Source organism: Streptomyces sp. NPDC088730, assembly GCF_044751215.1.
Classification (GTDB): Bacteria; Actinomycetota; Actinomycetes; order Streptomycetales; family Streptomycetaceae; genus Streptomyces.
Map to the genome: position 1 here is coordinate 177,964 of NZ_JBIVLK010000011.1, position 25,698 is coordinate 203,661.

Genomic DNA, 25,698 nt, shown 5'->3' on the forward strand with positions numbered 1-25,698 from the left:
GGTGAGCGGGGTGAACGCGGCCCGGCGGCCTCAGTCGTGGAAGGTCTCGCCCCGTTCCGCCTTCGAGACGAGCAGCGCGGGCGGCAGGAACCGGTCCCCGTACCGTCCGGCGAGCTCCCGGGCGCGGGCCACGAAGCCGGGCAGGCCGCCCTCGTAGCCGTTGATGTACTGGAGCACGCCGCCCGTCCACGGCGGGAAGCCGATGCCCATGATGGAGCCGATGTTGGCGTCCGCGACGGAGATCAGCACGTTCTCCTCCAGGCAGCGGACGCTGTCCAGGGCCTCCGAGAAGAGCATCCGCTCCTGCATGTCGGTGAACGGGATGTCCGTGTCCGGCTGGGTGCTGTGCCCACCCGGGGAACGGCCCCCGGAGCGCCCGAAGTGCTCGCGCAGGCCGGGCCAGAGGCGGGTGCGCCTGCCGTTCTCGTCGTAGTCGTAGAAGCCCGCGCCGCCGCTGCGTCCGGGGCGGCCGAACTCGTCGACCATCCGGTCGATGACCGAGTCCGAGGGGTGGCCGGCCCAGCTGCCGCCCGCCTCCTCGACGGCCCTGCGGGTCTCGTCACGGATCTTTCGGGGCAGGGTGAGGGTCAGCTCGTCCATCAGGGAGAGCACCTTGGCCGGGTATCCGGCCTGGGCGGCGGCCTGTTCGACGGAGGCGGGCTCGACGCCCTCGCCGACCATCGCGACCCCCTCGTTGATGAACTGGCCGATGACGCGCGAGGTGAAGAAGCCGCGCGAGTCGTTGACGACGATCGGCGTCTTCTTGATCCGGCGGACCAGGTCGAAGGCGCGGGCCAGGGCCTCGTCGCCGGTCTTCTCGCCCTTGATGATCTCGACCAGCGGCATCTTGTCGACGGGCGAGAAGAAGTGCAGCCCGATGAAGTCGGCCGGGCGCGAGACCCCTTCGGCCAGGGCCGTGATGGGCAGCGTGGAGGTGTTGGAGCAGAGCAGCGCGTCGGGCTCGATGATGTCCTGGATCTCCTGGAACACCTGGTGCTTGAGCGCGGTGTTCTCGAAGACGGCCTCGATGACGGCGTCACAGCCCGCGAGGTCGGCCGGGTCGCCGGTCGGGGTGATGCGGGCCAGCAGCCCGTCGCGCTCGGCCTCGGTCGTACGGCCCCGGGACAGCGCCTTGTCGAGCAGCTTCTCGCTGTACGCCTTGCCCTTGGCGGCGGCCTCCGCGGAGACGTCCTTGAGGACGACGTCGATCCCCGCGCGGGCGCAGGAGTACGCGATGCCGGCGCCCATCATCCCGGCGCCGAGCACGGCGACCTTGCGGACCTGGCGCTCCTCGATGTCCTTGGGGCGGCTGGCGCCGGAGTTGACGGCCTGGAGGTCGAAGAAGAACGCCTGGATCATGTTCTTCGAGACCTGGCCGGTGACCAGCTCGGTGAAGTAGCGCGCCTCGATGGTCAGGGCGGTCTCGAAGTCGACCTGGGAGCCCTCGACGGCCGCGGCCAGGATGTTGCGCGGCGCGGGCATCGGGGCGCCGTTCAGCTGCTTCTTCAGGTTGGACGGGAAGGCCGGCAGGTTGGCGGCGAACTTGGGGTTCGAGGGGGTGCCGCCGGGGATCCGGTAGCCCTTGACGTCCCAGGGCTGCTGGGACTCGGGGTTGGCGTCGATGAAGGCGCGGGCCTTGTCGAGCATCTCCTCGGGGGTCGCGGCGACCTCGTGGACCAGGCCGTTCTCCAGGGCGCGCGACGGGGTGTACTGGGTGCCCTGGAGGAGGACCTTGAGCAGCGCGTCCGCGATGCCCATCAGGCGTACGGTGCGGGTGACCCCGCCGCCCGCGGGGAGCAGGCCGAGGGTGACCTCGGGCAGGCCGATCCGGGAGCCGGGCGCGTCGAGGGCGACGCGGTGGTGCGAGGCGAGGGCGATCTCGTAACCGCCGCCGAGGGCGGCCCCGTTGATGGCGGCGACGACGGGCTTGCCGAGGGTCTCGATGCGGCGGAGCGACCTCTTGATCGCGGTGCCGGTGTCGAAGGCGGCCTGGGCGTTCTCCGGACCGACCTTGATCATGTCCTTGAGGTCGCCGCCCGCGAAGAAGGTCTTCTTCGCGGAGGTGTAGATGATGCCCCTGATGGTGTCCTTCTCGGCCTCGGCGCGGTCGGCGATCGCCGCGATGGAGTCCTTGAAGGCCTGGTTCATCGTGTTGGCGGACTGGTCGGGGTCGTCGAGTACGAGGGTGACGACGCCGGTCTCGTCCTGTTCCCAGCGGATGGTCGTGCTCTCGGTCATGTGTCTGTCTTCTCCGTAGGAAGGGGAACGGTCAGAGACGCTCGATGACGGTGGCGACGCCCATGCCGCCGCCGACGCACAGGGTGGCCAGTCCGTAGCGCTGGTCCCGGCGCTCCAGTTCGTCGATGAGAGTGCCGAGGATCATCGCGCCGGTGGCGCCGAGCGGGTGGCCGAGCGCGATGGCGCCGCCGTTGACGTTGACCTTGTCGAGGGAGAGCCCCATGTCCCTGGCGAAGCGCAGGACGACGCCGGCGAAGGCCTCGTTGATCTCGACGAGGTCGATGTCGTCGATGGTGAGCCCGGCCTTGGCGAGTGCCTTGCGGGTCGCGGGCGCCGGTCCGGTGAGCATGATGGTGGGCTCGGAGCCGGAGACGGCCGCGGAGACGATCCGGGCGCGCGGCGTGAGCCCGTACCGCTCCCCGATCTCCTTCGAGCCGATCGCGACCAGGGCCGCGCCGTCGACGATGCCGGAGGAGTTGCCCGCGTGGTGGACGTGGTCGATCCTCTCCACCCAGTGGTACTTCTGAAGGGCCACGGCGTCGAAGCCGCCCATCTCACCGATGGCCGCGAACGACGGCTTGAGCGCGGCGAGGGAGTCGGCGGTGGTGCCGGGCCGCATGTGCTCGTCGTGGTCGAGGACGACGAGACCGTTGCGGTCCTTGACGGGGACGACGGACCGGGCGAAGCGGTTGTCCTTCCACGCCTCGGCGGCCCGTTCCTGCGACAGCGCGGCGAACTCGTCGACGTCGCGGCGCGAGAAGCCCTCGATCGTCGCGATGAGGTCGGCGCCGACGCCCTGCGGCGCGAAGCCGGTCTCGTAGTTGGTCATCGGGTCCATCGCCCACGCGCCGCCGTCCGAGCCCATCGGCACCCGGGACATCGACTCGACGCCGCCCGCGAGGACGAGGTCCTCCCAGCCGGAACGGACCTTGGCGGCGGCCAGGTTGACGGCCTCCAGGCCCGAGGCACAGAAGCGGTTCTCCTGGACGCCCGCGACGGTGTCCGGGAGGCCGGCCGCGATGGCGGCGATGCGGGCGATGTCGGAGCCCTGGTCCCCGAGCGGGCTGACCACGCCGAGGACGATGTCGTCGATGGCCGCCGGGTCCAGGCCCGGGAAGCGGCCTCGGAGCTCGTGGATCAGGCCGACGACGAGGTCGATCGGCTTGGTGCCGTGCAGGGCGCCATTGGCCTTGCCTCGGCCGCGCGGGGTGCGGATCGCGTCGTAGACGAATGCTTCGGTACTCAAGACAGCTGCCTTTCGGGGGTGGTGGCGCGACAGGGGTTCGGCGAGCGGGGTCAGGCGAGCAGCGAGCGGCCGATGATCTCCTTCATGATCTCGGTCGTTCCGCCGTAGATGGTCTGGATGCGGCCGTCGGTGAACGCCTTGGCCACCCGGTACTCCGTCATGTAGCCGTAGCCGCCGTGGAGCTGGAGGCAGCGGTCGGCCACCCGCTTCTGCAGTTCGGTGGCCCACCACTTGGCCATCGAGGCGTGCACGGCGTCGAGCGTTCCCTCGGAGTGGTCGACGATGCACCGGTCGAGGAAGGCGCGGGTCACGGCGCACTCGGTGGCCATCTCCGCGATCTCGAACCGGATGTGCTGGAGCTTGGCGAGCGGCCGCCCGAAGGCCTCGCGCTCCTTGACGTACTCGGTGGTGATCTCCAGCAGGTGTTCGGCGGCGGCGATTCCGGCGACGGCTATGCCCATCCGCTCCTGGGCCAGGTTGGTCATCAGGTGGATGAAGGCGCCGTCCCGCTCACCGAGGAGGTTCTCCTTGGGCACACGGACGTCGTTGAAGAACAGCTCGGCGGTGTCCTGGGACTTCTGGCCGATCTTGTCGAGGTTGCGGCCGCGCTCGAAGCCCTCCGTACCGCGCTCGACGACGAGGAGCGAGAGCCCCTTCGCGCCGCCCTCCGGAGTGGTCTTCGCCACGACGACGACCAGGTCGGCCAGGATGCCGTTGGAGATGAAGGTCTTGGAGCCGTTGAGCAGCCAGTGGTCGCCCTTGTCCTCGGCCGTGGTGCGGATGCCCTGGAGGTCGGATCCCGCACCGGGTTCGGTCATGGCGATGGCGGTGATGGTCTCGCCGCTGCAGAACCCGGGCAGCCAGCGCCGCTTCTGCTCCGCTGTGCCGAGGCCGGTGAGGTAGGGGCCGATGATGTCGTTGTGCAGGCCGAGCGCGAGCCCGGGGGCGCCGGCGCGGGTGAATTCCTCGGCGAGCACGGCGCTGAAGCGGAAGTCGGGGTTGCCGCCGCCCCCGTACTCCTCCGGCACCGCGAGGCCGAGGAGCCCCTGGCGGCCGGCCGCGCGCCAGGCCTCCCGCGAGACGATGCCGTCCTTCTCCCACTGCTCGTAGTGCGGGAGGACCTCCTTGGCCAGGAAGGTGCGGACGGCCTCGCGGAACGCGTCGTGCTCTTCGGTGAAGATCTGCCGCTGCATCAGTCGGTGGTGTCCTTCCGGGTGGTCCGCAGGGCCGGTACGTCCCAGTCGGCGGCGACGGCCTCCGTGTCGGCGCCCGGCCGGGCCGGGCCGCTGTGCACGGAGGCGGGGGTGGCCGAGAACCGGGGCGCGGGCGCGGGCTGGGTGAGTCCGCCGTGCTCGACGAAGGTGGCGCGGGCGGCGAGGTGCGGGTGGTGCGGTGCCTCGCGGAGCGAGAGGACCGGCGCCACGCAGGCGTCGGAGCCGGTGAACACCTCGGTCCACTCGGCGCGGGTGCGGGTGCGGAACCGGGCGGCGACGACCTCGCGCAGTTCGTCCCAGCGGGAGAGGTCGCCGCGGTCCGGCGCCGTCTCCCCGATGCCGAGGAGCTCGGTGAACTCGGCGTAGAACCGCTGCTCCAGCGGGCCGACCGCCATGTACTCGCCGTCGGCGGTCTCGTACGAGCCGTAGAACGGGCAGCCGCCGTCCAGCAGGTTGGAGCCGCGCCGGTCCTGCCAGCCGCCGGCCGCGAGCATCCCGTGGATCATCATGGCGAGATGGGCGGTGCCGTCGACGATCGCCGCGTCCACGACCTGGCCCGAGCCGCCGGGGGTGCGGGCGTGCTGGAGGGCGGCGAGCACGCCGACGACGAGGTACAGCGAGCCGCCCGCGTAGTCCCCGAGCAGGTTGGCCGGGACGGTGGGCGGCTCGTCCGGCTTCCCGATCACGGAGAGGGTGCCGGTGAGCGCGATGTAGGCGATGTCGTGCCCGGCCCGCTCGGCCAGCGGCCCGTCCTGGCCCCAGCCGGTCATCCGCCCGTAGACGAGGCGCGGGTTGCGCGCCAGGCAGGCGTCGGGGCCCACCCCCAGCCGCTCGGCGACGCCCGGCCGGTAGCCCTCGATCAGGATGTCGGCGCGTCCGGCCAGGTCCAGGACCGTGTCCGGGCCGCCCTCGGCCTTGAGGTCGACGAGGACGGAGCGCTTGTTGCGGTTGGTGAGGTCGTGGGCCGGATCGATGCCGAGCCCGGCGCCGCCGGGCCGGTCGACCCGCACCACGTCGGCGCCCAGATCGGCCAGGAGCATCGCGGCGAACGGACCGGGCCCGATGCCCGCCAGCTCGACCACCCGTACTCCGGCGAGCGGGCCCCGGGGGCCGTGCGCGCCGTTCCCTGCTGTTGCCATCAAGCCCCCAGCGGTATGACACAACCGATGTAACACCGATGATGCTAAGAACGGACCGCGCTCCGCACAACCCTTTCGGCCGAGCAAGCGCTTAGCGGGCCTGGCAATTGGGGAGCGGGTGATCTTTTCGGCCGATCCTGCACCACGGAACCCGCCCGGCCGCGCACCGCCACGTCCGCCTCCGCTAACCTCTGGCTGCTACATCGGCGCCGGCCCGTGCGGAGGCACTCGTGAACAGGCAGAGCGGGGCACAACGCCCCTATGACGTAGTCCTCTTCGGTGCCACGGGATTCGTGGGAGTCCTCACCGCCGAATACCTGGCGTCACACGCGCCCGAGGGCTGCCGGTGGGCCCTGGCCGGTCGTAATCGCGCCAAACTGGAGCAGTTGCGCAATCACCTCGTCTCCCTCGATCCCGCCTGCGCGGACATCCCCCTGCTGCACGCCGACGCGGACGACGCCGGATCGCTGCGCGAACTGGCCGAGTCCACCCACGTGGTGGCCACGACGGTCGGCCCGTACATCTGGTACGGCGAGAAACTGGTCGCGGCCTGCGCGGAGGCGGGGACGGACTACACGGACCTCTCCGGCGAGCCGGAGTTCATCGACCGGGTCTATCTGGAGCACGACGCACGGGCGCGCGAGACCGGCGCCCGGATCGTGCACGCGTGCGGCTTCGACTCCGTACCGCACGACCTCGGGGTGTACTTCACGGTCCAGCAGCTGCCCGAGGGGGTGCCCCTGCGCATCGACGGCTTCGTCCGCAGCAACGCGGCCTTCTCCGGCGGTACGTTCGCCTCCGCGCTCAACACGATGAGCCGCGGCCCCCAGATGGTGCGCGCCGCGCGGGAGCGCCGGCTGCACGAGCCGCGCCTGGTCGGCCGCCGCGCCCGCGCACCGCTCGGCGGGCCGCGCTTCAGCACGGAGACCGGCACCTGGGCGCTGCCGCTGCCGACGATCGACGGGCAGCTCGTGAAGCGCTCCGCCAGCGCCCTGCCCCGCTACGGCCCCGACTTCCGCTACCGCCACTACGCCTCGGTCAAGCACCTCCCGGTGGCCCTGGGCGGCACGGCGGCGATGGGCGCCCTGCTGGGCGCGGCACAGGTCCCGGCGGCGCGGGCGTGGCTGATGAGCCGGTACGAGCCCGGCGCGGGCCCGGACGCGGAGCGCAGGCACCGCAGCTGGTTCACGGTCCGGTTCGTCGGCGAGGGCGGCGGCCGCCGGGTGCTCACCGAGGTGTCGGGCGGCGATCCGGGCTACGGCGAGACGGCCCGGATGCTGGCGGAGGCCGCGCTGTGCCTGGCGCTGGACGAGCTGCCGGCGGTGTCGGGGCAGGTCACCACGGCCGTCGCGATGGGCGACGCGCTGGGGGAACGCCTTCGGGCGTCCGGCCTGCGGTTCCGGGTGGCGGCGGTCCGCTGACGCGCCGCGACGGCCGGGCGGGGCGGCACTAGAAGATCCATGAGGCGAGTGTGTAGAGCATCGCCCCGGCCCAGACGAACGCCACCGCACCCCCGATCAGCATGCCCGCCTCCGCACGGCGCCGAGGGGGATGGAGGGGTGCGGTTCGGGTGGGTGTGCGAGGTACGTTCATGTGTCCAGAGTGCCGACCATGATCGTCGAACGCTATCCGTACGGGTACTCAGACGCCCTCGCCCCCGCCCGCACCGCCCTCAGCCGGTCGCCTCGCGCAGCACCCGCCGGCAGAGCGCGTCCGCCCGGCGGGTGGTCTCGGGCTGGCGGAAGTCGCGGGCGAGCAGCAGGGTGTGCGCGCAGGCGTTGTCGAGGCCGGTGCGGTGGCCGACGGAGACGAACACCGGTTTGGTGCCGTCCTGGGTGCGCAGCGCCCGGCCCACCTCCTCGTCCCCGTCGAGCAGCGGCGAGCAGTCGCCGCGACGCGGTCCGGGCTGTTCGTACGAGAAGGTGAACGGGTTCTTCGCCACGCCGATGACCGGCAGCCCGGTGAGCACCCCCAGATGGCTGGCGAGCCCGAAGCGGCGCGGGTGCGCCCGACCGTATCCGTCGCAGACGACGAGGCCCGGGTCGGCCGGCAGGGACTCCAGCGCCGACAGCACCGTGGGGATCTCGCGGAAGGCCAGGAGTCCGGGCACGTACGGGAAGGTGACCCGGCCGACGGCGGTCGACTCGGCCACCACGTCCAGGGTGGCCGCGTCGAGCACCACGGCCGCGGCCACGACGACGTCGCGCTCGTCGTCGTAGGCGACGTCGACACCGGTCACCCGTCCGGTGCCGGGCGGCGGCCCCGGCTCGTCGAGCACCACCCGGGCGCGCAGGGAGTCCTGGAGGGCGCGGGCGGCGGCCTCGTCGGCGGGCATCTGAAGACTTGTCATGGTGCCGACCAGCTTAGGATCTGCCCGGCGCGTGACGGCCGGGGGGAAGGGATCCCCGGCCTCCCGCAGCCACCCCGCCGCTCCCGTAGCCTGGAGATCATGTTCGTACTTGAGCTTTCCTACGCCGCCCCGCTGAACCGTGTCGACGCGCTGATGAAGGATCACGCCGGCTGGCTCGACACGCAGTACGCGGCCGGGGTCTTCATCGCCTCCGGACGCAAGAACCCGCGGGACGGCGGAGTGATCCTCGCGGTCGGGGAGGACCGGGCCGAGATCGAGCGGCTCGCGGCGACCGATCCGTTCGCCGTGCACGGTGTCTGCGTGTACCGGATCACGGAGTTCATCGCGACCAGGACGTCGGACGTCCTCGCGCCCCACCGCCAGCAGGTGTGACCGCGCACCCGGGCCCGGCGGGCGGTGACGCAGCTCACGCGGTGTCCCGGTGCACGGATCGGCGGCATCCCTCGTCTGTATCAGTGCCGGGAACCCGTTCATCCGGTCGCGAGAGGGAGCAGGTCTTGTCCATCGTTATCGAGCAGTCCGTACAGGCCCGCATGGTGGCGTCCGCACCGCGGATGGAGACGCTTCCCGCCCTCCTGAGTTACGACCGCACGGACCCGTTCGCGATCCGCATGGCCTTCCCCGCACCCGCGACGCTGGAGGGCACCGAGGTGTCCTGGGAGTTCTCCCGGGAGCTGCTCGCGGAGGGCATGGACGTACCGGCGGGGCTGGGTGACGTACGGATCAGGCCCTTCGGGTACGACCGTACGGTGCTGGAGTTCCACGCCCCGGAGGGCGTCGCGATGGTGCACGTGCGCACCGCGGAGCTGCGCCGGTTCCTGCGCCGGGTCCAGCAGCTGGTGCCCGTCGGCGCGGAGCACCGGTTCCTGGACCTGGACCGGAGCCTGACGGATCTGCTCGACGGCCCCTGTTGATCCGTCTGCCGTAATTCGATTGCCGGTCCCCCGGGGCCGGGCGTAGCGTCTGCGGTGTCCTTGTCGTCGCCGATCGGAGTAGGACGTTGCTCGTCTGAGGTCTTGAGACACCGTGTCGCACGCCGTGCCATGTCCGTACATGCCCGCGTGCCCGAGTGTGACCTCAGCTCTCCGAGCCGTCCTCCGTGACCAGGGCCTTCCTCCACACCCCCGGAATCCTTCCGTGGAACGCCAGTGACCGGTGTCTCATCCCGTTGCCCCTGACCTTCCTCGCAACCGGGAGATTCCCTCATGTCAGTTCCGCTCGCACACATCACCTGCTCCTCGCTGTCCTTCGCCTGGCCCGACGGCAGCGAGGTGTTCGACGGCTTCCAGCTGACCGTGGGGCCCGGCCGTACGGGCCTCATCGGCGTCAACGGCGCCGGCAAGTCGACCCTGCTGCGGCTGATCGCCGGGGACCTCACCCCGGCCGAGGGCCGGATCACGGCCACGGGCGAGGTCGGGTACCTGCCGCAGAACCTGACCCTGGACACCGCGCTGCGGGTCGACGCGGCCCTGGGCATCGCCGCGGCCCGTGAGGCGCTGCACGCCATCGAGGCGGGCGACGTCGGCGAGGAGCGGTTCGCGGCCGTCGGCGACGACTGGGACGTGGAGGAGCGGGCCCGCGCCACGCTCGACCAGCTCGGCCTCGGACACATCGGGCTCGACCGGACGATCGGTGAGGTCTCCGGCGGGGAGTGCGTGCTGCTGCGGCTGGCCGCGCTGCTGCTGGCCCGGCCGGACGTGCTGCTGCTCGACGAGCCGACGAACAACCTGGACCTGTACGCCCGGCAGCGCCTGTACGCCGCGGTCGAGGCGTGGAGCGGGGTGCTGGTCGTCGTCAGTCACGACCGGGAACTCCTGGACCGCGTCGATCAGATCGCCGATCTGCGGGGTTCGGAGGTCACCTGGTACGGCGGAAACCTCTCGGCGTACGAGGAGGCGCTCGCCGTGGAACAGGAGGCGGCCGAGCGCATGGTGCGGGTCGCGGAGGCCGACGTGCACCGGCAGAAGCGCGAACTCGCGGACGCTCAGGTCAAGCTGGCCCGGCGCAAGCGCTACGGGCAGAAGATGAACGACCAGAAGCGTGAGCCGAAGGTAGTCATGGGCGCCCGCAAGCGCGCCGCGCAGGAGTCCGCGGGCAAGCACCGCATCATGCACACCGAGCGGCTGGCCGAGGCGAGGGAGCGCCTGGACGCCGCGGAGGAGTCGGTGCGTGACGACGACGAGATCCGGGTCGAGCTCCCGCGCACCAAGGTCCATCCGGGCCGTGGCGTGCTGGTGCTGCGCGATCTGGAACTGGCCCACGGGGCCCGGGTCCAGGGCTCGTTCGAGGTGCGCGGTCCCGAGCGCATCGCACTGGTGGGGCGGAACGGGGCGGGCAAGACCACGCTGCTGCGGACGCTCGTCGGTGAGCTGGCGCCGGTGTCCGGGGAGGCCGCGGTGGAGGTCCCGACGCGGTTCCTGCCGCAGCGGCTGGACGTGCTCGACGACGGGCTGAGCGTGGTGGAGAACGTGGCGCGGTTCGCACCGGACGCCACGGACAACGCCATCAGGGCGAGGCTGGCACGCTTTCTGTTCAAGGGGGCACGGTCCGACCGGCTCGCGGGAACGCTGTCGGGCGGGGAGCGGTTCCGTGCGGCTCTGGCCGCGCTGCTGCTCGCGGAGCCGGCTCCTCAGCTGCTGATGCTGGACGAACCGACGAACAACCTGGACCTGTCGAGCGTGCGCCGGCTGACGGCCGCGCTGGCGGCGTACGAGGGAGCGCTCATCGTGGCGAGTCACGACGTGCCGTTCCTGGAGTCGCTCGGGATCACGCGCTGGCTGCTGCTCGACGGCGGGCTGCGGGACACCACGGCGGAGGAGGTTCGCGCGAGCATGTGAGGTACGGGGAGGCGGTACGGGGGCACGGGGCGGGACCGTGCGGGGCTAGAGGTGGAGTAACGCCCAGGTCTTCGAGCCGCCGGTGGCGGTCAGCGCGGGGGCGAGCCCCCAGTCCCCGCCGTGCGCCTCGACCGCGGCCGCCAGCAGCCACATGTCGGCGCTGCGGCGCTCCCTGCACTCCTCGGCCCTCTCGGGCGTTCCGTGGCACGGGTGCTGGTCGTAGAGGACGATCCGCAGCGCGTCGAACTGCCAGTGGATCCGCAGCAGCATCTCCCGGTCCGGAGTGAACCGGTAGGCGACGGCGACCAGTTCGGAGGTGGCGAGCACCGCCGTGTCGCGGAGTTCCGCGAGGTCGTGCCGGGTGAGCAGGTCACTGACGACCCGACGGGCGAGACCGGCGCAGAAGGCGCCACCGGGCAGAGCGAACGAATAGCTCAGATTGTCCGCTTTCGGCGGATGAGGCCCGGCGGGGGCGAGGGCGGGGAGGCAACGCAGTGCGCCCTTCATCAAAGTACTCACGGTTCCCGGTTCATGTGGCGACGGTCACACAGAGGCATGGTCGCCCCGTGTGAGACTTACGCTACCGACCGTAGCCCACAAGTGGAGCACAGTGCTACTACTTGTGTGGTTCCGGTCATTTCACTGACTCCCCACACCCGGAAGGACACACACCGTGCCTCCCAGGAGCACCCCGACCGCCCGGCAGCAGCGCCTCGGGCACGAACTGCGCAAGCTGCGCGAACAGTCCGGCATGACGGCACAGCAGGCCGCCGCACTGCTCGGCGTCGACCGCACCCGGATCCCCAACATCGAGTCGGGCAGGTTCGGCATCAGCGCCGAGCGGGTCCGCACCCTCGCCTTCAACTACGGCTGTCCGGACACGGGGCTCGTGGACCTCCTGGCCGAGATGGCGCAGGAGCGGGCCAGGGGGTGGTGGGAGGAGCATCGCGGACTCCTGCTGCCCAGCCTGCTGGACATCGCCGAACTCGAATTCCACGCGGTCGAGTTGAACACCGCGACCACCACGCACATCCCCGGCCTGCTGCAGACGGAGGAACACGCGCGGGCGGTCTTCGACACCGCCGACCCCCAGCTGCCCCGCCCCGACCTGATGGCCCGGCTCTCGCTGCGGCTGCGCCGCCAGGAGGTGCTCGAACGGGACCGCCCGCCCCTGTACGAGGCGGTGATCCACGAGGCCGCCCTCCGGATGCAGTTCGGCGGCCCGAAGGTCACGGAGGCACAGCTGGACCACATCCTCGGCCAGTCCGAACGGGACCGGACCACCGTCCGGGTGATCCCGTTCGCGGCCGGCGGATTCCCCGGCGCCGGGCAGTCCTTCACTTATGTCGGCGCGGCGGTGCCCCAGCTCGATACCGTGCAGCTCGATTCCTCGCACGGCTCGATGCTGCTCGACGCCGACATGCAACTCCGGCGCTACCGAGGCCTGTTGCAGCGGCTTCGTACGCTCGCACTGCCCATCGCGGAATCACGCGATTTCATCCGGTGCATAGCCAAGGACCTCTAAGGAGAGACCATGAACGAGATCAGCTGGGACGAAGCGTTCTGCAGCGAGGGGGCGAACTGCTTCCGTTTCGGACTGGACGACCAGGGCCGCGCCTACATCGGCTCCACCACCGACACCGCCGCCTACGTCAGTGACTCCACGGAGGCGCTGCGAGCACTGATCTTCGCGGTGAAGTCCGGCGCGGCGGACCATCTGCTCTGACCCCGACCGACCGGCCGAGTCCCCCGTGCGCCCGCGCTCCGAGTACGCCGACTGTTCAGAGCGCACCGCCACCGGGGACCGGGCCCGGCCGCATCCCTGTCTGAGCGCCCTCCTCAGCGGCGTTCCCGACCCTCCGCACACCCACCTGAACTGCGAATATGACACAACGTAACCGGGTATCGCCCGGACGGGCTTGGCTCCGGCCTTACCGCCGCTTTAACCTACGGTCTCGTAACCTACGAAGCCGTAGGTAATTCTCCCGTCCCCAGGAGCTCCCCGTGACGATCACCTCTCCCCACCTCGGCAGTTCACAGGCGTGGACTGACGCCCAACTGCTGTACGCGCTGGAAGAGGTGGTGGAGAAGGAACTCAACCGCCATCTCAAGGTCGCCAAGGACTGGATGCCGCACGAGTACGTGCCGTTCTCCGACGGCCGGAATTTCCCCGGCGTCTTCGAGGACGGCCAGGCCTGGGAGTCCGAGCAGTCCAAGGTCACCGACATCGGCAAGGTCGCCCTGGTCGTGAACCTGCTGACCGAGGACAACCTCCCCAGCTACCACCACGAGATCGCCTCGCTCTTCGGCCGCGACGGCGCCTGGGGCACCTGGGTGCACCGCTGGACGGCCGAGGAGGGCCGGCACGGCATCGTGATGCGCGACTACCTGCTCACGTCGCGCGCCGTCGACCCGGACAAGCTGGAGCAGTTCCGGATGGCACACATGGCGGAGGGCTTCGAGTCCGACAACCGCCACTCGATGCTGCACTCGGTGGCCTATGTCGCCTTCCAGGAGCTGGCCACCCGGGTCTCCCACCGGAACACCGGCCACCAGTCGGGCGACCCGGTCTGTGACCGGATGCTGGCCCGGATCGCGACCGACGAGAACCTGCACATGGTGTTCTACCGCAACCTCCTGGGCGCGGCCTTCGAGCTCGCACCGGACCTGACCATGCAGTCCGTGCGCGACGTCGTCGTGAACTTCCGGATGCCCGGCCACGGCATGCCCGGCTTCGAGCGGGCCGCCGCGCAGATGGCGATCGGCGAGATCTACAACATGCGCATCCACCACGACGACGTCATCCAGCCGGTGCTGCGCTACCTGAAGGTGCTGGACATCGACGGGCTCGGCCCGGAGGGTCTGAAGGCGCAGGAGGAGCTCGGCCTGTACATGAACGGGCTGGACAGCGAGGCGTCGAAGTTCGACGCGAAGCTGGCCGCCCGCAAGGAGCGGATGGCCGCCCGCGCCCAGGCCTGACGCCTCTGTTCCGCCCTGCGGTGACCCGTCACCGCAGGGCGCAATGAGCCCTCACCGCCGGCCCGCGGACCGTACGCTGTTGCCGGTGAAACCTGTGACGCGTTTAGTTCTCCTCGCCGCGCCGGTGGCCATCGCCGCCTCCATCGTCTTCAACGGTGGCGGCGACGACCCCGAGCCGCCCGCGGACTCCCCCGCCGCCGCTGCGGCGGACCCGGCCGACTCGGCCGTGGGCCCGGACCCGTACGCCGCCGCGGACGACGAGGGGCGCCGGCAGCTGGACGAGCGGGTGAAGGCGATGCCGGCCGGGCTGGCCGCACCGGCCGGACGCGAACTGGCCTGGAAGCTGCTGGCCACCTCGGAGAGCTCGACGCTGGACTGGCGCAGCCAGTACGGCATGATCGACGACAACGGCGACGGCACCGGCTACACGGCCGGGACCGTCGGATTCTGCTCCGGAACGCACGACATGCTCACGTTCGTCGAGGCGTTCGCCAAGGACCACCCGGACAGCCCGCTGAAGCCGTACCTCCCCGCTCTGCGCGAGGTGGACGGCACCGGCTCGCACAAGGGCCTGGACCCCGGCTTCACCGCCGCGTGGAAGAAGTCGGCCGAGGATCCGGTGTTCCGTGCCGCGCAGGACCGGGTCAGGGACAAGCAGTACTTCGAGCCCGCCGTGCGGCTGGCCAAACTGGACGGGCTCGGCACCCTGGGCCAGTTCATCTACTTCGACGCCATGGTGCTCCAGGGCCCCGGAACGGAACCGGACGCCTTCTACGGAATCCGGAAGGCGGCACTCGCCGAGGCCGACACGGTCGACGAGGGCGGGGACGAGAAGACCTATCTGGACGCGTTCCTGGACGCCGCGCGAGCCGTGATGAAGTCGAAGAGGAACCAGCACGACACCTCGCGCATCGACACGGCGCAGCGGGAGTTCCTGTACGACGGCAACCTGGCGCTGAAACCGCCGCTGACCTGGAAGATGTACGGCGAGACCTTCCACGTCGCGTCCTGACACGGGCGCCCTGACACGGCGCACCGCACCGGGTGACCGGCCGGGGCCGGGCCGCCGGCCCGGCGCCGGCGGTCACGCCCGGTCGCGCCCCGCTCTGCGCAGCCGGTCCCGCTCCTTCTCCGAGAGGCCGCCCCACACGCCGAAGCGCTCGTCGTTGTCGAGGGCGTACTCAAGGCAGGCCACGCGCCCTTCGCAGGCGTTGCAGAGCTGCTTGGCCTCCCGGGTGGAGCTGCCGGGGGCGGGAAAGAAGAACTCGGGCCCCGCTTGCGCGCACAGCGCTGTCTCCTGCCAGGCGAGAGCGGGGTCGGTCGGGGTGTTGATCAGCATGCCGCACACAGTGCCCTGCCGCGATAAACGACTGATCAACGATGCATCAACCACCCGTCAGGTCCGCCGGTCCCGGCGGACGGCTACGCGCTCTTGATCACGGCGAACGGCGCACCGTAGGGATCGGTGACGTTGGCGAACCTGCCCACGCCGTCCATCTCCAGCGGCTCCAGCGTCAGTTTCCCGCCCAGCCGCTCGACCTCCGCCACCGTGGCGTCGCAGTCGTCGACCTCGATGTACGGCAGCCAGTGCGGGCCCACGACCGCCCTGACCGGTACGGCGTCGAGCGGGACGAGCCCGCCGAAGCCGGCCTCCTCGCCGCCGCCTCCGGTCCGGACCAGTGTGTACGATCCGCCGCCTTCCGGGTAGGGCACCTGGCTGCTCTCCCAGCCGAAGACGGCGGCGTAGAACGCCGCGGCGGCCGGAACGTCCGGCGTGTACAGCTCCGCCCAGCACAGGCTGCCGGTGTCCCCCACGGCTCCGAGTCCCGGGAGCCGCTTCGGCTGCCAGACGCCGAAGTACGCCCCGCCCCGGTCGGTGAACCCGCCCATCCGGCCGAACTCCAGCACGTCCATCGGCGCGAACGGCACAGAACCGCCGGACTTCTCCACGAGCCGCGCGGTGGCATCGGTGTCCGCCGACTGGAAGTACACCGACCAGGATGTCTTCGCCTGCTCCTCCGGGACGGTCATCACGCCCCCGACCGACTTCCCGTCGAGCGTGAACATGCCGTAGCCACCGGTCTCGGGGCCTCCGGCCTCGTACCCCCAGCCGAAGAGGGCGGTGTAGAAGGCCGCGGCCCCATCGAGATCCGGGGTGCCGAGATCCAGCCAGTTGGGGGCTCCGTCGACAAAACGGGTGGTGAGCATGGTGCGCTCCTTCAGTGGTCCCGTCCTCGTACAAACAGGGTTTCTCCTGATGTGTCCGAGTCTTGCACCGGGCACTGACAACCGCAGTCCGTCGGCCCGCTGTCAGCCGCGCATGGGACGATACGAATCGCTCCGGACGGCTGCCGGGCGGAGCGGCGGTGAGGCTGCGGGACAGAGGACGTACATGACTGAGGCCGGGTCCACGGAGGGCGGGGCGACGACCGGGCGGGCGGCCAGGGAGCTGCTCGCGCGGGCCGGGGAGCTGCTGGGCGCGGCACGGGCGGTGCTGGCCGATCACGGCCGTGCCGTAGACGCCGTGCGCGCCGCCCTGGACCCCCTGCTCGACGCGCTCGTCCGGGGCGAGCTGTCGGCCATCCCGGCGTCCCGGCTCAAGGACGTCACCGAGGGCCGGCTGCGGATCGGCGCGATCGAGCAGGCCGGTTTCACCACCGTCGGGCAGGTGCACGGAGCCAGCCGCTACGAGCTCCGCCAGATCCCCGGCGTCGGTGCGCAGACCGCCGACCAGGCGCTTGCCGCGGCGGGCCAGATCGCCCACGCCGTACGGGACACGGTCACGGTGCGGATAGCGGTCGAATCCCCGGACGAGGCCACGACCGCCCTGGTCACGGCCTTGTACCGGCTGGTAGAGGCGGGGCCGGACGTCCGGCGGGCGGTGGACGGCGCCCGCGGGCTGGCCGAGCGGCTGGATCCGCTGCTCGTCACGGCGGCGCCCGCGCGGGGGCGGCTGCGGATGGTCTTCACCCGGCGGCCGGCCCGGACGCGGGCACTGGCCGCCGTCGCCGCCGCCCGCGCGGTGCTGGCCGATGCGCGGGAGCGTGAACTCCCGCTGCTGTTCGGGCAGGTCTCGGCCGATCTGCTGCGCGTTCCGGACTCCCCGATCGCGGCCTGGGTCGACTTCGAGGTGCGCTCCGCCGAGTACTACAGCCTGCTCGCCGAGATGTCCGGCACCGGACCGGACCGGGACGCGGCCGAGGGGTTCCTGCCCTCGGGGATCGCCGACCGGGTGCGCGGTCTGCGGCTGGACGACGCCCGGCTGCGGGTGTCGTTGCGCGGCTACCAGTCCTTCGGAGCCCGGTTCGCGCTCGCGCAGAAGCGGGTGATCCTCGGCGACGAGATGGGGCTCGGCAAGACGGTCCAGGCCATCGCCGCGCTGGCCCATCTCGCGGCCCGGGGCGAGACCCACTTCCTGGTCGTCTGCCCGGCGAGCGTGCTGATCAACTGGACCCGGGAGGTCAGGTCCCGCTCGACACTGCGGGTGCTGCCGGTGCACGGTCCAGACCGGCAGGACGCGTTCGCGCAGTGGCGTGAGGGCGGCGGGGTCGCCCTCACCACGTACGACGCCCTGCACAGCCTGCCCGTCGCGGCCGACTGCGGCATACGGCCCGGCATGCTCGTGGTCGACGAGGCGCACTACGTCAAGAATCCCGCCACCCGGCGCTCCCGGGCGGTGTCCGGCTGGTCGCAGCGGACCGAGCGGGTGCTGTTCCTGACCGGCACGCCGATGGAGAACCGGGTGGCGGAGTTCCGCAGCCTCGTCAGCCAGCTCCAGCCCGAGCTGGCCCCGTTGATCAGCACCAGCCACGGCGCCGCCGGATCCCGGGCGTTCCGCCGTGCCGTCGCCCCCGCCTATCTGCGCCGCAACCAGCGCGACGTCCTCACCGAACTCCCGGCGCTGGTGCAGGTCGACGAGTGGGAGGAGTTCAGCGAGGCCGACCTGCTGGCCTACCGGGAGGCGGTGGCCGCCGGGCAGTTCATGCGGATGCGCCGGGCCGCGTACGCCGCCCCGGCCGCCTCCGCGAAGCTGAACCGGCTGCGCGAGCTGGTCGCGGAGGCGGCGGGCAACGGGCTGAAGGTCGTGGTGTTCTCGTACTTCCGTGAGGTGCTGGAGACGGTCCGCCAGGCCCTGGGCGAGGAGGTGTTCGGCCCCGTGTCCGGGAGCGTGCCGGCCGCCCGGCGTCAGGAGATGATCGACACCTTCACGGCGGCCGACGGCCACGCGGTCCTGCTGAGCCAGATCCAGGCCGGCGGGATCGGGCTCAACATGCAGGCCGCTTCGGTCGTCATCCTCTGCGAGCCGCAGATCAAGCCGACGATGGAGCACCAGGCGGTGGCCCGCGCCCATCGGATGGGCCAGATACGCACGGTCCAGGTGCACCGGCTGCTCGTGGCGGACAGCGTCGACGAACGCATGCTGGACATCCTGGCCCGCAAGGAACGGCTGTTCGACGCCTACGCGCGGCGCAGCGATGTCGCGGAGACGACACCGGACGCCGTGGACGTGTCGGACGGCTCGCTGGCCCGCCGCATCGTCGAGGAGGAACAGCAGCGCCTCGCCGTGGAGCCGAGGACGGAGGCGGGGGCCGCGGCGGAGAGGGAGGTGGAGGCGGGCGTGGACGCGGGGGACGGTTCCTGACGACTGCGGCGATTCGGCCAGGGCATCGTTTTACTGCCATTCACCGGCAACCCGGTCACGGCAGCCGCGGGACCGGGCTAAACAAGTCAGGAGCTCGGACCGGCGTCCGCTGCTCTCCGGGAACGTCCGTGTTCTGGTGGGAGGTCCGGCAGTTGCTGTTGATCACGCGGTCCGAGCGATGAGCCCCCGGTCGCGCAGAGGCCGGGCGACGAGCAGGCGCCCGCCGGTACGGCGCCGTACCGGCGGGCCCGGGAGGCGGAGCCGGCGCACGGACGACCGGCTGACCGGCCGCCTCGTGGCCGTGGTCCTGGCCGCCGTCGCGGCGGTGGCGCTGGTCAACTGGCTGCTGGCCCACTGGTGGGTCCTGCTGACCCTCGGCACGATCGCGCTGCTGACCGGCGGCGTCCTGCTCCACCGGCGGCGGCAGAACGCCCGGTGGGAGGCGGTCCGCGCGCAGGGCCTGCGGTACGGGCTGGCCCAGCTGGACGCCCTGCACCACACCCGGTTCGAGGACGTCGTCCGGGACCTGATGCGCCGCGACGGCTGCCGGGACGCGCTGCGCGTCGGTGGCGGCGGAGACCTGGGCGCCGATGTGAAGGCCACCGACCCCTACGGGCGCCGCTGGGTGATCCAGTGCAAACACCGGCGCGACGGCCTGGCCGGATCGGCGGTGGGGACACCGGATCTCCAGGTCCTCAACGGCACCGCCCGCCAGGTGCACGGCGCCGACATCGCGGTGATCGTGACGAACGGCAGGGTGACCGCACCGGCCGTGGCCTTCGCCGGACAGCAGCGGCTGCACGTCGTCGACCGGCACACCCTCGCGGCGTGGGCGTCCGGCTCCCGTCCGCTGTGGAAGCTGCTCGGGGCCGTCCCGCCGCCGCGCAAGGCCGACCGCCTGTCCTGAGCCGTCCACGGCCCGCTCGGGGGGCGCGCGGGCCGGTCCCCTCAGCCGTCAATGGCTGCCATGCGACATGGCCTTCTCCGATGCCTTGGAGCCGGAGGTCTTCGCGTCCGGGCTCTTCGCGTCCGGAGTCTCCGCGTCCGGGCTCTTCGCGTCGTGCGAGGACATCGAGTGCGCCCCGTGCCCCGGCACCGTCCCGTCGGCCTTGGCGACCAGCAGCATCCCGGCCATGCCCATGTCGGAGTGGCTCTGCACATGGCAGTGGTACATCCACGCGCCCGCGCCCACGTGTTCGCCGGCGATGACCTGGAAGCCGAACGAGTCCGCCGGACCGACGATCTTCGTGTCGATGACCCGGGTCGGGTCGTCGGGGCCGCTGAGCAGGCCCGTGCGGTTGTCCGCCCAGCGGTGACCGTGGACATGGAACGTGTGGTAGTACTCGCCGTGCGTGATCATGACGACTTCGAGCCGGTCCCCCACCGTGGTCTCGAAGTCGGGGCTCTTGTCGGCGGGCTTGTTGTTGATCAGCATGTCGTTGAAGACGATCGTGATCGTCTTGTCCGGCAGGATGTCGCCCTTGCGCCGGACGATCACCGGACCGTACAGCCCCTTTCGGATGCCGCCCGTGCCGTGATCGGTACCGACGACGTGGTCGTGGTAGTGCCAGTAACCCGCGCTGCCCGCCTGCCAGGTGCCGTCCTTCCGCCGGCCCGGGGCGTGGGTGCGCCAGGTGTAGGTACGGGTCTCGCCCGGTTCGACGATGCTCTTGTTCATCCGGGTGCCGTCGCTCGCGATGTCGTAGTCGACGCCGTGCGCGTGGAGGCTGGCCGCCACGTCCATCGTGTTCTCGAACTCGATGTGCAGCGTGTCGCCCTCGTTGATCTCGATGAGGGGACCGGGGATCGACGCCTTGCCCTTCTCGAAGCCGTACCCCATCTGCCCGTCCGGCAGCTTCTCCGCGTACATCTTGAGGTGGCGGACCACGCCTCCCGCCGGCGCCGTGCGGGGCGGGTTCTCGGCGGAGGTGGCCTCGATCGCGCCGAGGGACAACGATGTCACCCCGGTCGCCGCCGCCACCCCGCCGCCCATCAGAATCCGCCGGTTGAAGCTACGTCGATCCATGTCGAACTCCCCACTTTCGGACGGGTGTTGCGGAGAAACCCAAGGCAACTACGGCACGCGGCACAGAGGTACGCAGGTCATGGCGGTCAACGCCGCCGGGCACGGGTGGGCCTCGGGGACGGGCCATACCGTAGCCCGGGGATCTTCGTTTATCCACACTAAGGACAAAGTTCGTGCGATTGCTGCCATAGCTATTGGCGAGTCGCGAAAAGAGGTCTAGCTTCATGCGCTGTTGAAGTGACCAACGAGGGGTGGGTGACCACATGCAGCGCACACCACATCACAGGTCCAGATCGCGACGTGGACTTGCGGCGGCCGTAGCGGCCGGCGCACTGACCGCATCCCTGCTCGGCGGCAATGCCGCCAGTGCCAGGCCGTATCCCGGACCGCACGAGTCCATGGCGACAACGTTGTCCCTGCCGACGCCGCCCGGCGGCGCGAACGTGAAGGTGCTGGTCTTCCACGCCTCCGCGTCCGACGAGTCCCCGACGGTCGACGCCGGTATCGCGGCGATCGAGAAGATCGGGCTCACCGGTCCGGAGGCGGGCCGCTTCAAGACCGTGGCCAGTGACGACCCCGCCGTCTTCACCAACGGCAAGCAGCTCGGCAAGTACAACGCCGTCGTCTTCCTGACGGGTGGCGGCGACGTCCTGGATCCGGAGCAGGAGGCCGGTCTCGAGGCGTACATGGAGGCCGGCGGCGGCTTCCTGGGCATCCACGACGCGGCGCGCACCGAGCCGTACTCCGACTGGTTCACCGGTCTGGTCGGTGCCCGCCCGGCGGCCGACAGCCCCACCGCCGTGCAGCGTGCGACGGTGGAGATCGGGGACCGGCAGCACCCGGCCACCAAGAACCTTCCGCTGGAGTGGAAGCGTCCCGACAAGTGGCTGAACTGGAAGGAGAACCCGTCCGGCGACGTGCACACCGTGGCGCGCGTGCGGGAGATCACGTACAAGCCGGGAGCCAGTGCCAACGGCTGGGACCACCCGGTCTCCTGGTGCCGCGACTACGACGGCGGCCGGTCCTTCTACACCGCGATGGGCGGTACGGCCGACAGCTTCGCGGAGGCCGACTTCCGCGACCACCTGCGCGGCGCGCTCGACTGGACGACCCGGATCTCGCAGGCCGACTGCAAGGCGACGATCACCTCCAACTACAAGGCGGAGCGGGTCACCCAGCCCAACCAGCCCGGCAAGAACGACCAGATCGGTGAGCCGCACGGGCTGGTGACCGCCCCCGACGGACGCGTGCTGTACATCGGCCGCGGCGGCGCCGACAGCAGCGTGCCCGTCGTCACCGACTGGAAGGACCCGAACGTCGGCAAGGGCCTGGGCCAGATCCACGTCTACGACCCGGAGACCAAGAAGGTCACCCTCGCCGGAGAGCTGACGGTCTTCGGCAACAAGGGCGGCGGCGACGAACTGGTCAAGGTCGAGGAGGGTCTGCTCGGTATCGAGCTCGACCCGGACTTCGAGAAGAACGGCTGGGTGTACCTGCACTACACACCCCACGACAAGATCGACCGCGACAAGCAGATGGCGGTCCGTCAGGTCTCCAGGTTCACGATGGATCCGGCCACGAACAAGCTGGACCTCTCCTCGGAGAAGGTGCTGCTGCACTGGCCGGTCCAGATCCACAGCTGCTGCCACGCGGGCGGCGGTATGGCCTGGGACTCCAAGGGCAACCTGTACATCGCGGTCGGTGACAACAACTCCTCGCAGTTCAGCGACGGTTACTCGGGCAACAACCCGGAGCCGAACTACAAGGGCGTCTCGTTCTCCGATGCCCGGCGCACCGCGGGCAACACGAACAACCTCAACGGCAAGATCCTGCGGATCCACCCCGAGGACGACGGCACCTACACCCTGCCCGCCGGCAACCTCTTCACCGGCAAGGAGCCGGACGAGGGCGGCGGCAAGACCCGTGGCGAGATCTACGTGATGGGGGTGCGCAACCCGGCGAGGATCTCGATCGACAAGTCGACCGACACGCTGTACGCGGGCTGGGTCGGCCCCGACGCGGGCGAGCCGAGCACCACCTGGGGCCCGGCCAAGTACGACACGTTCGCCGCGATCACCAAGGCGGGCAACCACGGCTGGCCGTACTGCATGGGCAACAAGCAGCCCTACCGGGACCGCAATCTGCCCGATCCGAGCAAGCCGCTCGGCTGGTACGACTGCGACCACCCCAAGAACGAGTCCCCGAACAACGACGGTCTGGTGAACCTGCCGCCGATCACGTCGAACACCATCTGGTACTCGCCGCAGGGCGGTGGCGTGGACTACCCGCGCGACGAGAACGGCATCCCGAGCTACAAGGTCGAGGACCAGAAGGAGCTGCTGCCCTGGCTCAAGGGCGGCGGCCAGGCCACGATGAACGGCCCGGTCTACCGGTACGACGAGAAGGCCGGCGCCGACAAGTGGCCGTCCTACTGGGACGGCAAGTGGTTCGTCGGTGACTTCTACGACGACACCCAGCCGCGGCACGCCGTGCTCACCGACCCGAAGACGGTCGGCAAGGGCGGACTGCCCACGCACGCCGAGTCCCTCAAGGAGATCATCCCGGTCGGCGCGGACGGCATCCGCAACCTGATGGACTGGAAGTTCGCCCCGGACGGTTCGCTGTACGTCCTGGACTACGGGCGCGGTTTCTTCACCTCCGACTCCAAGTCCGCGCTGTGGCGCGTGACGTACAAGGGCGGCGCACCGACCCCGGCCGTCAAGGACCTGGCCAGGAAGGCGGCAGTGCAGTGAGACACCGTTCGATCTTCTTCCGAAGGCGGTCACGGCCCGCCCGGCTGTGGCTCGCCCTGCTGGGGTCGTTCCTGATGGTGCTGGGACTGACCTCGACGGCGGCCTACGGGCGTACCACCGCCCCGGCCGGCGCCGCGGCGGCCGACCAGGTGCTCACCTGGACGGCCGGCAACCCCATCGACCACTACCTGTCCGCGCCGAAGACGGCGGTGGCCGGCAAGGCGACCATCGTCTTCGAGAACAGTGAGGGGACCGGGAACACCAGCGGGATGCCGCACACGCTGACCTTCAGCGTCTCGGACCCGGAGTTCAACAACGACGTCCCGCTGAACCTGCTGGCCAACCCGGGCGACGACCAGGGCGGCAAGCAGACCGCGGAGGTCACGCTCACCCCCGGCCGGTACTTCTACCACTGCACGATGCCGGGGCACGAGGCGATGCAGGGCATCCTGACCGTGACCGACGGGGGCGGCGGCGAGGACGACACGACCGCACCCGAGACCTCGGCCAAGGTCGACGGCGACAAGAACGCCGACGGCGCCTACATCGGCTCCGCGACGGTCACCGTCTCCGCCACCGACGAGGGATCGGGCGTCGACACCGTCGAGTTCGCGGTCGGTGCCGACGGCGAGTGGCAGCCGTACACCGTGCCCGTCGTCGTGGACGAGGTCGGCGCGCACGCCATCCGCTACCGCGCGACCGACAAGGCGGGCAACGCCGCCGCCGAGAAGACGGCGGAGTTCACCGTCGCCGCCCCGCCGACGGACGACACCACACCGCCGGAGACCTCCGCGACCGTCTCCGGCGAGAAGGACGACCAGGGGCAGTACCTGGGCATGGCGACGGTCACCGTGACCGCCTCCGACACCGGGTCCGGCGTCAACACCATCGAGTACGCGGTCGGCGCGGACGGCGCCTGGCAGCCGTACACCGGCCCCGTGATGGTGCACGAGCCCGGCGCGCAGAAGATCCGGTACCGCGCGACGGACAAGGCGGGCAACGCCGCCGCCGAGCAGGCGGTGGAGTTCACCGTCGTCGAGCCGCCGACGAAGGACACCACGCCGCCGGAGACCTCCGCGAAGGTCGCGGGCGACAAGAACTCCGACGGCGCCTACCTCACCAGCGCCAAGGTGACGGTCACCGCGACCGACGCGGACACCGGGGTGGACAAGGTCGAGTACTCCCTCGACGGCGGCCCCTACCTCGCCTACACCGCCACGGTCATCGTCGACCGCGTCGGCTACCACACCGTCGCCCACCGGGCCACGGACAAGGCGGGCAACACCTCGGAGGCGAAGCGGACGTCGTTCACCGTCGCACAGAGCGGCGGCGTGCCGGCGCCCAACTGCCCGGAGTTCGACGAACGGCTCACCGTCATCGTGGGCACCGTCGACACCGGGGTCCCCAACCGGATCACCGGCAACCGCTGCACGATCAACGAGCTGATCGAGGACGAGAAGGACTGGTCGTCGCACGCGCTGTTCCTCAAGCACGTCGACAAGGTCCTCGACCAGCTGCTCACCGCCGGGGTGGTCGACGCCCGCGAGGTCAAGAAGATCTACAAGGCGGCCAAGCAGTCGGGGATCGGCAAGCCGGGCCAGGACGAGGGCTACCACAAGCTCTTCGACGGCACGGCGGAGTCCTTCGCCAAGTGGCAGCAGGTCGGCGGCGGGCAGTTCTCGCTGAACGAGGAGGACGGCTCGCTCAACAGCTCCACCACGGTGGACGGCATGGGCATGCTGTGGCTCCCGGGCCGGCAGTACGGTGACTTCTCGCTGAAGCTCCAGTTCCGGGACGACGCCCCGGGCACGGGCAACGCCAACGGCGGTGTGTTCGTGCGGTTCCCGAACGTCCACGACAACCCGGAGGAGCCGAATCCGGAGTGGGTCGCCATCAAGTACGGCCATGAGATCCAGATCAACGACCGGCCGGACGGCGACATGTACAAGACGGGTTCGGTCTACGGATTCGACCGGGTCGGTCTCGGCGGCGCCGGGGTCACCCCCAAGGGCACCTGGAACGACTACGAGATCCGGGTGGTGGACCAGCACTACTCGATCTACCGCAACGGTGTCCTGCTCAATGAGTTCGACAACAACGGCGGTCAGTCCTTCGAACCGCCGCGGGGCGACGACCCGGGCACCGACGGCCGGCGGTACGCCTCCGGCTACATCGGTCTCCAGGTCCACAGCACCTCGGACGTGATCTCCTACCGGGACATCCGGATCCAGGAGCTCTAGGCAGTACGGCCGG

22 protein-coding genes are annotated in these 25,698 nt (G+C 70.7%); 12 read left to right on the top strand and 10 right to left on the bottom strand.

The window, feature by feature from the left end:
• Nucleotides 1-30: 30 nt before the first annotated feature.
• The 4 genes from ACIP89_RS28025 to ACIP89_RS28040 are packed head-to-tail and all read right to left on the bottom strand — an operon-like array spanning nucleotide 31 to nucleotide 5,837.
• Nucleotides 31-2,238 carry a 3-hydroxyacyl-CoA dehydrogenase NAD-binding domain-containing protein gene (locus ACIP89_RS28025; protein WP_402117376.1) on the bottom strand — a complete coding sequence of 736 codons (2,208 nt, stop codon included), beginning with the start codon at nucleotides 2,236-2,238 and terminating at the stop codon, nucleotides 31-33.
• Between the two features lie 31 nt (nucleotides 2,239-2,269).
• Entirely contained in the window at nucleotides 2,270-3,484 is a 1,215-nt protein-coding gene (locus tag ACIP89_RS28030) for an acetyl-CoA C-acetyltransferase (protein WP_401927646.1), read from the bottom strand.
• Between the two features lie 50 nt (nucleotides 3,485-3,534).
• Nucleotides 3,535-4,677: an acyl-CoA dehydrogenase family protein gene (locus ACIP89_RS28035; protein ID WP_401927644.1), complete on the bottom strand. Its 1,143-nt coding sequence runs from the start codon at nucleotides 4,675-4,677 to the stop codon at nucleotides 3,535-3,537.
• On the bottom strand, nucleotides 4,677-5,837 hold the full coding sequence (locus ACIP89_RS28040; protein WP_402117378.1) for a CaiB/BaiF CoA transferase family protein: 1,161 nt from the start codon (nucleotides 5,835-5,837) through the stop codon (nucleotides 4,677-4,679). Before ACIP89_RS28040 ends, ACIP89_RS28035 begins: the two co-directional genes overlap by 1 nt.
• Nucleotides 5,838-6,067: 230 nt before the next feature.
• On the opposite strand from ACIP89_RS28040, the gene ACIP89_RS28045 reads away from it, so the two are divergent.
• A complete protein-coding gene (locus ACIP89_RS28045; protein WP_401925388.1) occupies nucleotides 6,068-7,258 on the top strand; it encodes a saccharopine dehydrogenase family protein in 1,191 nt (396 codons plus the stop codon).
• Between the two features lie 28 nt (nucleotides 7,259-7,286).
• Here ACIP89_RS28045 and mmpA read toward each other — a convergent pair whose 3' ends face one another.
• Complete coding sequence (mmpA, locus tag ACIP89_RS28050) at nucleotides 7,287-7,430, bottom strand: morphogenic membrane protein MmpA (RefSeq protein WP_401925391.1); 144 nt, start codon at nucleotides 7,428-7,430, stop codon at nucleotides 7,287-7,289.
• A 79-nt stretch (nucleotides 7,431-7,509) separates the two neighbouring features.
• Nucleotides 7,510-8,187: an endonuclease V gene (locus ACIP89_RS28055; protein ID WP_401925393.1), complete on the bottom strand. Its 678-nt coding sequence runs from the start codon at nucleotides 8,185-8,187 to the stop codon at nucleotides 7,510-7,512.
• Nucleotides 8,188-8,286: 99 nt separating this feature from the next.
• On the opposite strand from ACIP89_RS28055, the gene ACIP89_RS28060 reads away from it, so the two are divergent.
• From ACIP89_RS28060 to ACIP89_RS28070, 3 genes are all read left to right on the top strand, one after another.
• On the top strand, nucleotides 8,287-8,580 hold the full coding sequence (locus ACIP89_RS28060) for a YciI family protein (protein WP_402117379.1): 294 nt from the start codon (nucleotides 8,287-8,289) through the stop codon (nucleotides 8,578-8,580).
• 125 nt (nucleotides 8,581-8,705) lie between these two features.
• Nucleotides 8,706-9,122 (top strand): SsgA family sporulation/cell division regulator, encoded by a 417-nt coding sequence (locus ACIP89_RS28065; RefSeq protein WP_401925397.1) that lies wholly within the window; start codon nucleotides 8,706-8,708, stop codon nucleotides 9,120-9,122.
• A gap of 291 nt (nucleotides 9,123-9,413) precedes the next feature.
• Nucleotides 9,414-11,045 carry an ABC-F family ATP-binding cassette domain-containing protein gene (locus ACIP89_RS28070; RefSeq protein ID WP_402117381.1) on the top strand — a complete coding sequence of 544 codons (1,632 nt, stop codon included), beginning with the start codon at nucleotides 9,414-9,416 and terminating at the stop codon, nucleotides 11,043-11,045.
• Nucleotides 11,046-11,090: 45 nt separating this feature from the next.
• Here ACIP89_RS28070 and ACIP89_RS28075 read toward each other — a convergent pair whose 3' ends face one another.
• On the bottom strand, nucleotides 11,091-11,564 hold the full coding sequence (locus ACIP89_RS28075; RefSeq protein ID WP_402117382.1) for an ATP-binding protein: 474 nt from the start codon (nucleotides 11,562-11,564) through the stop codon (nucleotides 11,091-11,093).
• A gap of 154 nt (nucleotides 11,565-11,718) precedes the next feature.
• Between ACIP89_RS28075 and ACIP89_RS28080 the strand changes: the two genes are divergently transcribed.
• The 4 genes from ACIP89_RS28080 (at nucleotide 11,719) to ACIP89_RS28095 (ending at nucleotide 15,036) form a co-directional block, all read left to right on the top strand.
• Nucleotides 11,719-12,570, top strand: coding sequence for a helix-turn-helix domain-containing protein (locus ACIP89_RS28080; protein ID WP_402117383.1), 852 nt, complete (start codon nucleotides 11,719-11,721; stop codon nucleotides 12,568-12,570).
• 9 nt (nucleotides 12,571-12,579) lie between these two features.
• The gene (locus ACIP89_RS28085) at nucleotides 12,580-12,771 is read left to right on the top strand and encodes a hypothetical protein (protein WP_401925405.1); all 192 of its coding nucleotides are present in this window, start codon (nucleotides 12,580-12,582) and stop codon (nucleotides 12,769-12,771) included.
• A 278-nt stretch (nucleotides 12,772-13,049) separates the two neighbouring features.
• Nucleotides 13,050-14,024, top strand: a complete 975-nt coding sequence (locus ACIP89_RS28090) for an acyl-ACP desaturase (protein ID WP_401927636.1) — start codon at nucleotides 13,050-13,052, stop codon at nucleotides 14,022-14,024.
• A gap of 94 nt (nucleotides 14,025-14,118) precedes the next feature.
• A complete protein-coding gene (locus ACIP89_RS28095) occupies nucleotides 14,119-15,036 on the top strand; it encodes a chitosanase (RefSeq protein WP_401927889.1) in 918 nt (305 codons plus the stop codon).
• A 72-nt stretch (nucleotides 15,037-15,108) separates the two neighbouring features.
• Here ACIP89_RS28095 and ACIP89_RS28100 read toward each other — a convergent pair whose 3' ends face one another.
• Nucleotides 15,109-15,363 carry a WhiB family transcriptional regulator gene (locus tag ACIP89_RS28100; protein ID WP_024490309.1) on the bottom strand — a complete coding sequence of 85 codons (255 nt, stop codon included), beginning with the start codon at nucleotides 15,361-15,363 and terminating at the stop codon, nucleotides 15,109-15,111.
• 83 nt (nucleotides 15,364-15,446) lie between these two features.
• Nucleotides 15,447-16,232, bottom strand: a complete 786-nt coding sequence (locus ACIP89_RS28105) for a VOC family protein (RefSeq protein WP_401925409.1) — start codon at nucleotides 16,230-16,232, stop codon at nucleotides 15,447-15,449.
• 184 nt (nucleotides 16,233-16,416) lie between these two features.
• On the opposite strand from ACIP89_RS28105, the gene ACIP89_RS28110 reads away from it, so the two are divergent.
• Nucleotides 16,417-18,666 carry a DEAD/DEAH box helicase gene (locus ACIP89_RS28110; RefSeq protein ID WP_402117385.1) on the top strand — a complete coding sequence of 750 codons (2,250 nt, stop codon included), beginning with the start codon at nucleotides 16,417-16,419 and terminating at the stop codon, nucleotides 18,664-18,666.
• Between the two features lie 178 nt (nucleotides 18,667-18,844).
• Complete coding sequence (locus ACIP89_RS28115; protein ID WP_402117386.1) at nucleotides 18,845-19,573, top strand: restriction endonuclease; 729 nt, start codon at nucleotides 18,845-18,847, stop codon at nucleotides 19,571-19,573.
• 48 nt (nucleotides 19,574-19,621) lie between these two features.
• On the opposite strand, the gene ACIP89_RS28120 is transcribed toward ACIP89_RS28115, so the two are convergent.
• Nucleotides 19,622-20,692, bottom strand: a complete 1,071-nt coding sequence (locus ACIP89_RS28120) for a multicopper oxidase domain-containing protein (RefSeq protein WP_402117387.1) — start codon at nucleotides 20,690-20,692, stop codon at nucleotides 19,622-19,624.
• Between the two features lie 263 nt (nucleotides 20,693-20,955).
• On the opposite strand from ACIP89_RS28120, the gene ACIP89_RS28125 reads away from it, so the two are divergent.
• Nucleotides 20,956-23,445, top strand: a complete 2,490-nt coding sequence (locus ACIP89_RS28125) for a ThuA domain-containing protein (protein ID WP_402117389.1) — start codon at nucleotides 20,956-20,958, stop codon at nucleotides 23,443-23,445.
• Nucleotides 23,442-25,685 carry an OmpL47-type beta-barrel domain-containing protein gene (locus tag ACIP89_RS28130; protein WP_402117391.1) on the top strand — a complete coding sequence of 748 codons (2,244 nt, stop codon included), beginning with the start codon at nucleotides 23,442-23,444 and terminating at the stop codon, nucleotides 25,683-25,685. Before ACIP89_RS28125 ends, ACIP89_RS28130 begins: the two co-directional genes overlap by 4 nt.
• Nucleotides 25,686-25,698 lie beyond the last annotated feature (13 nt).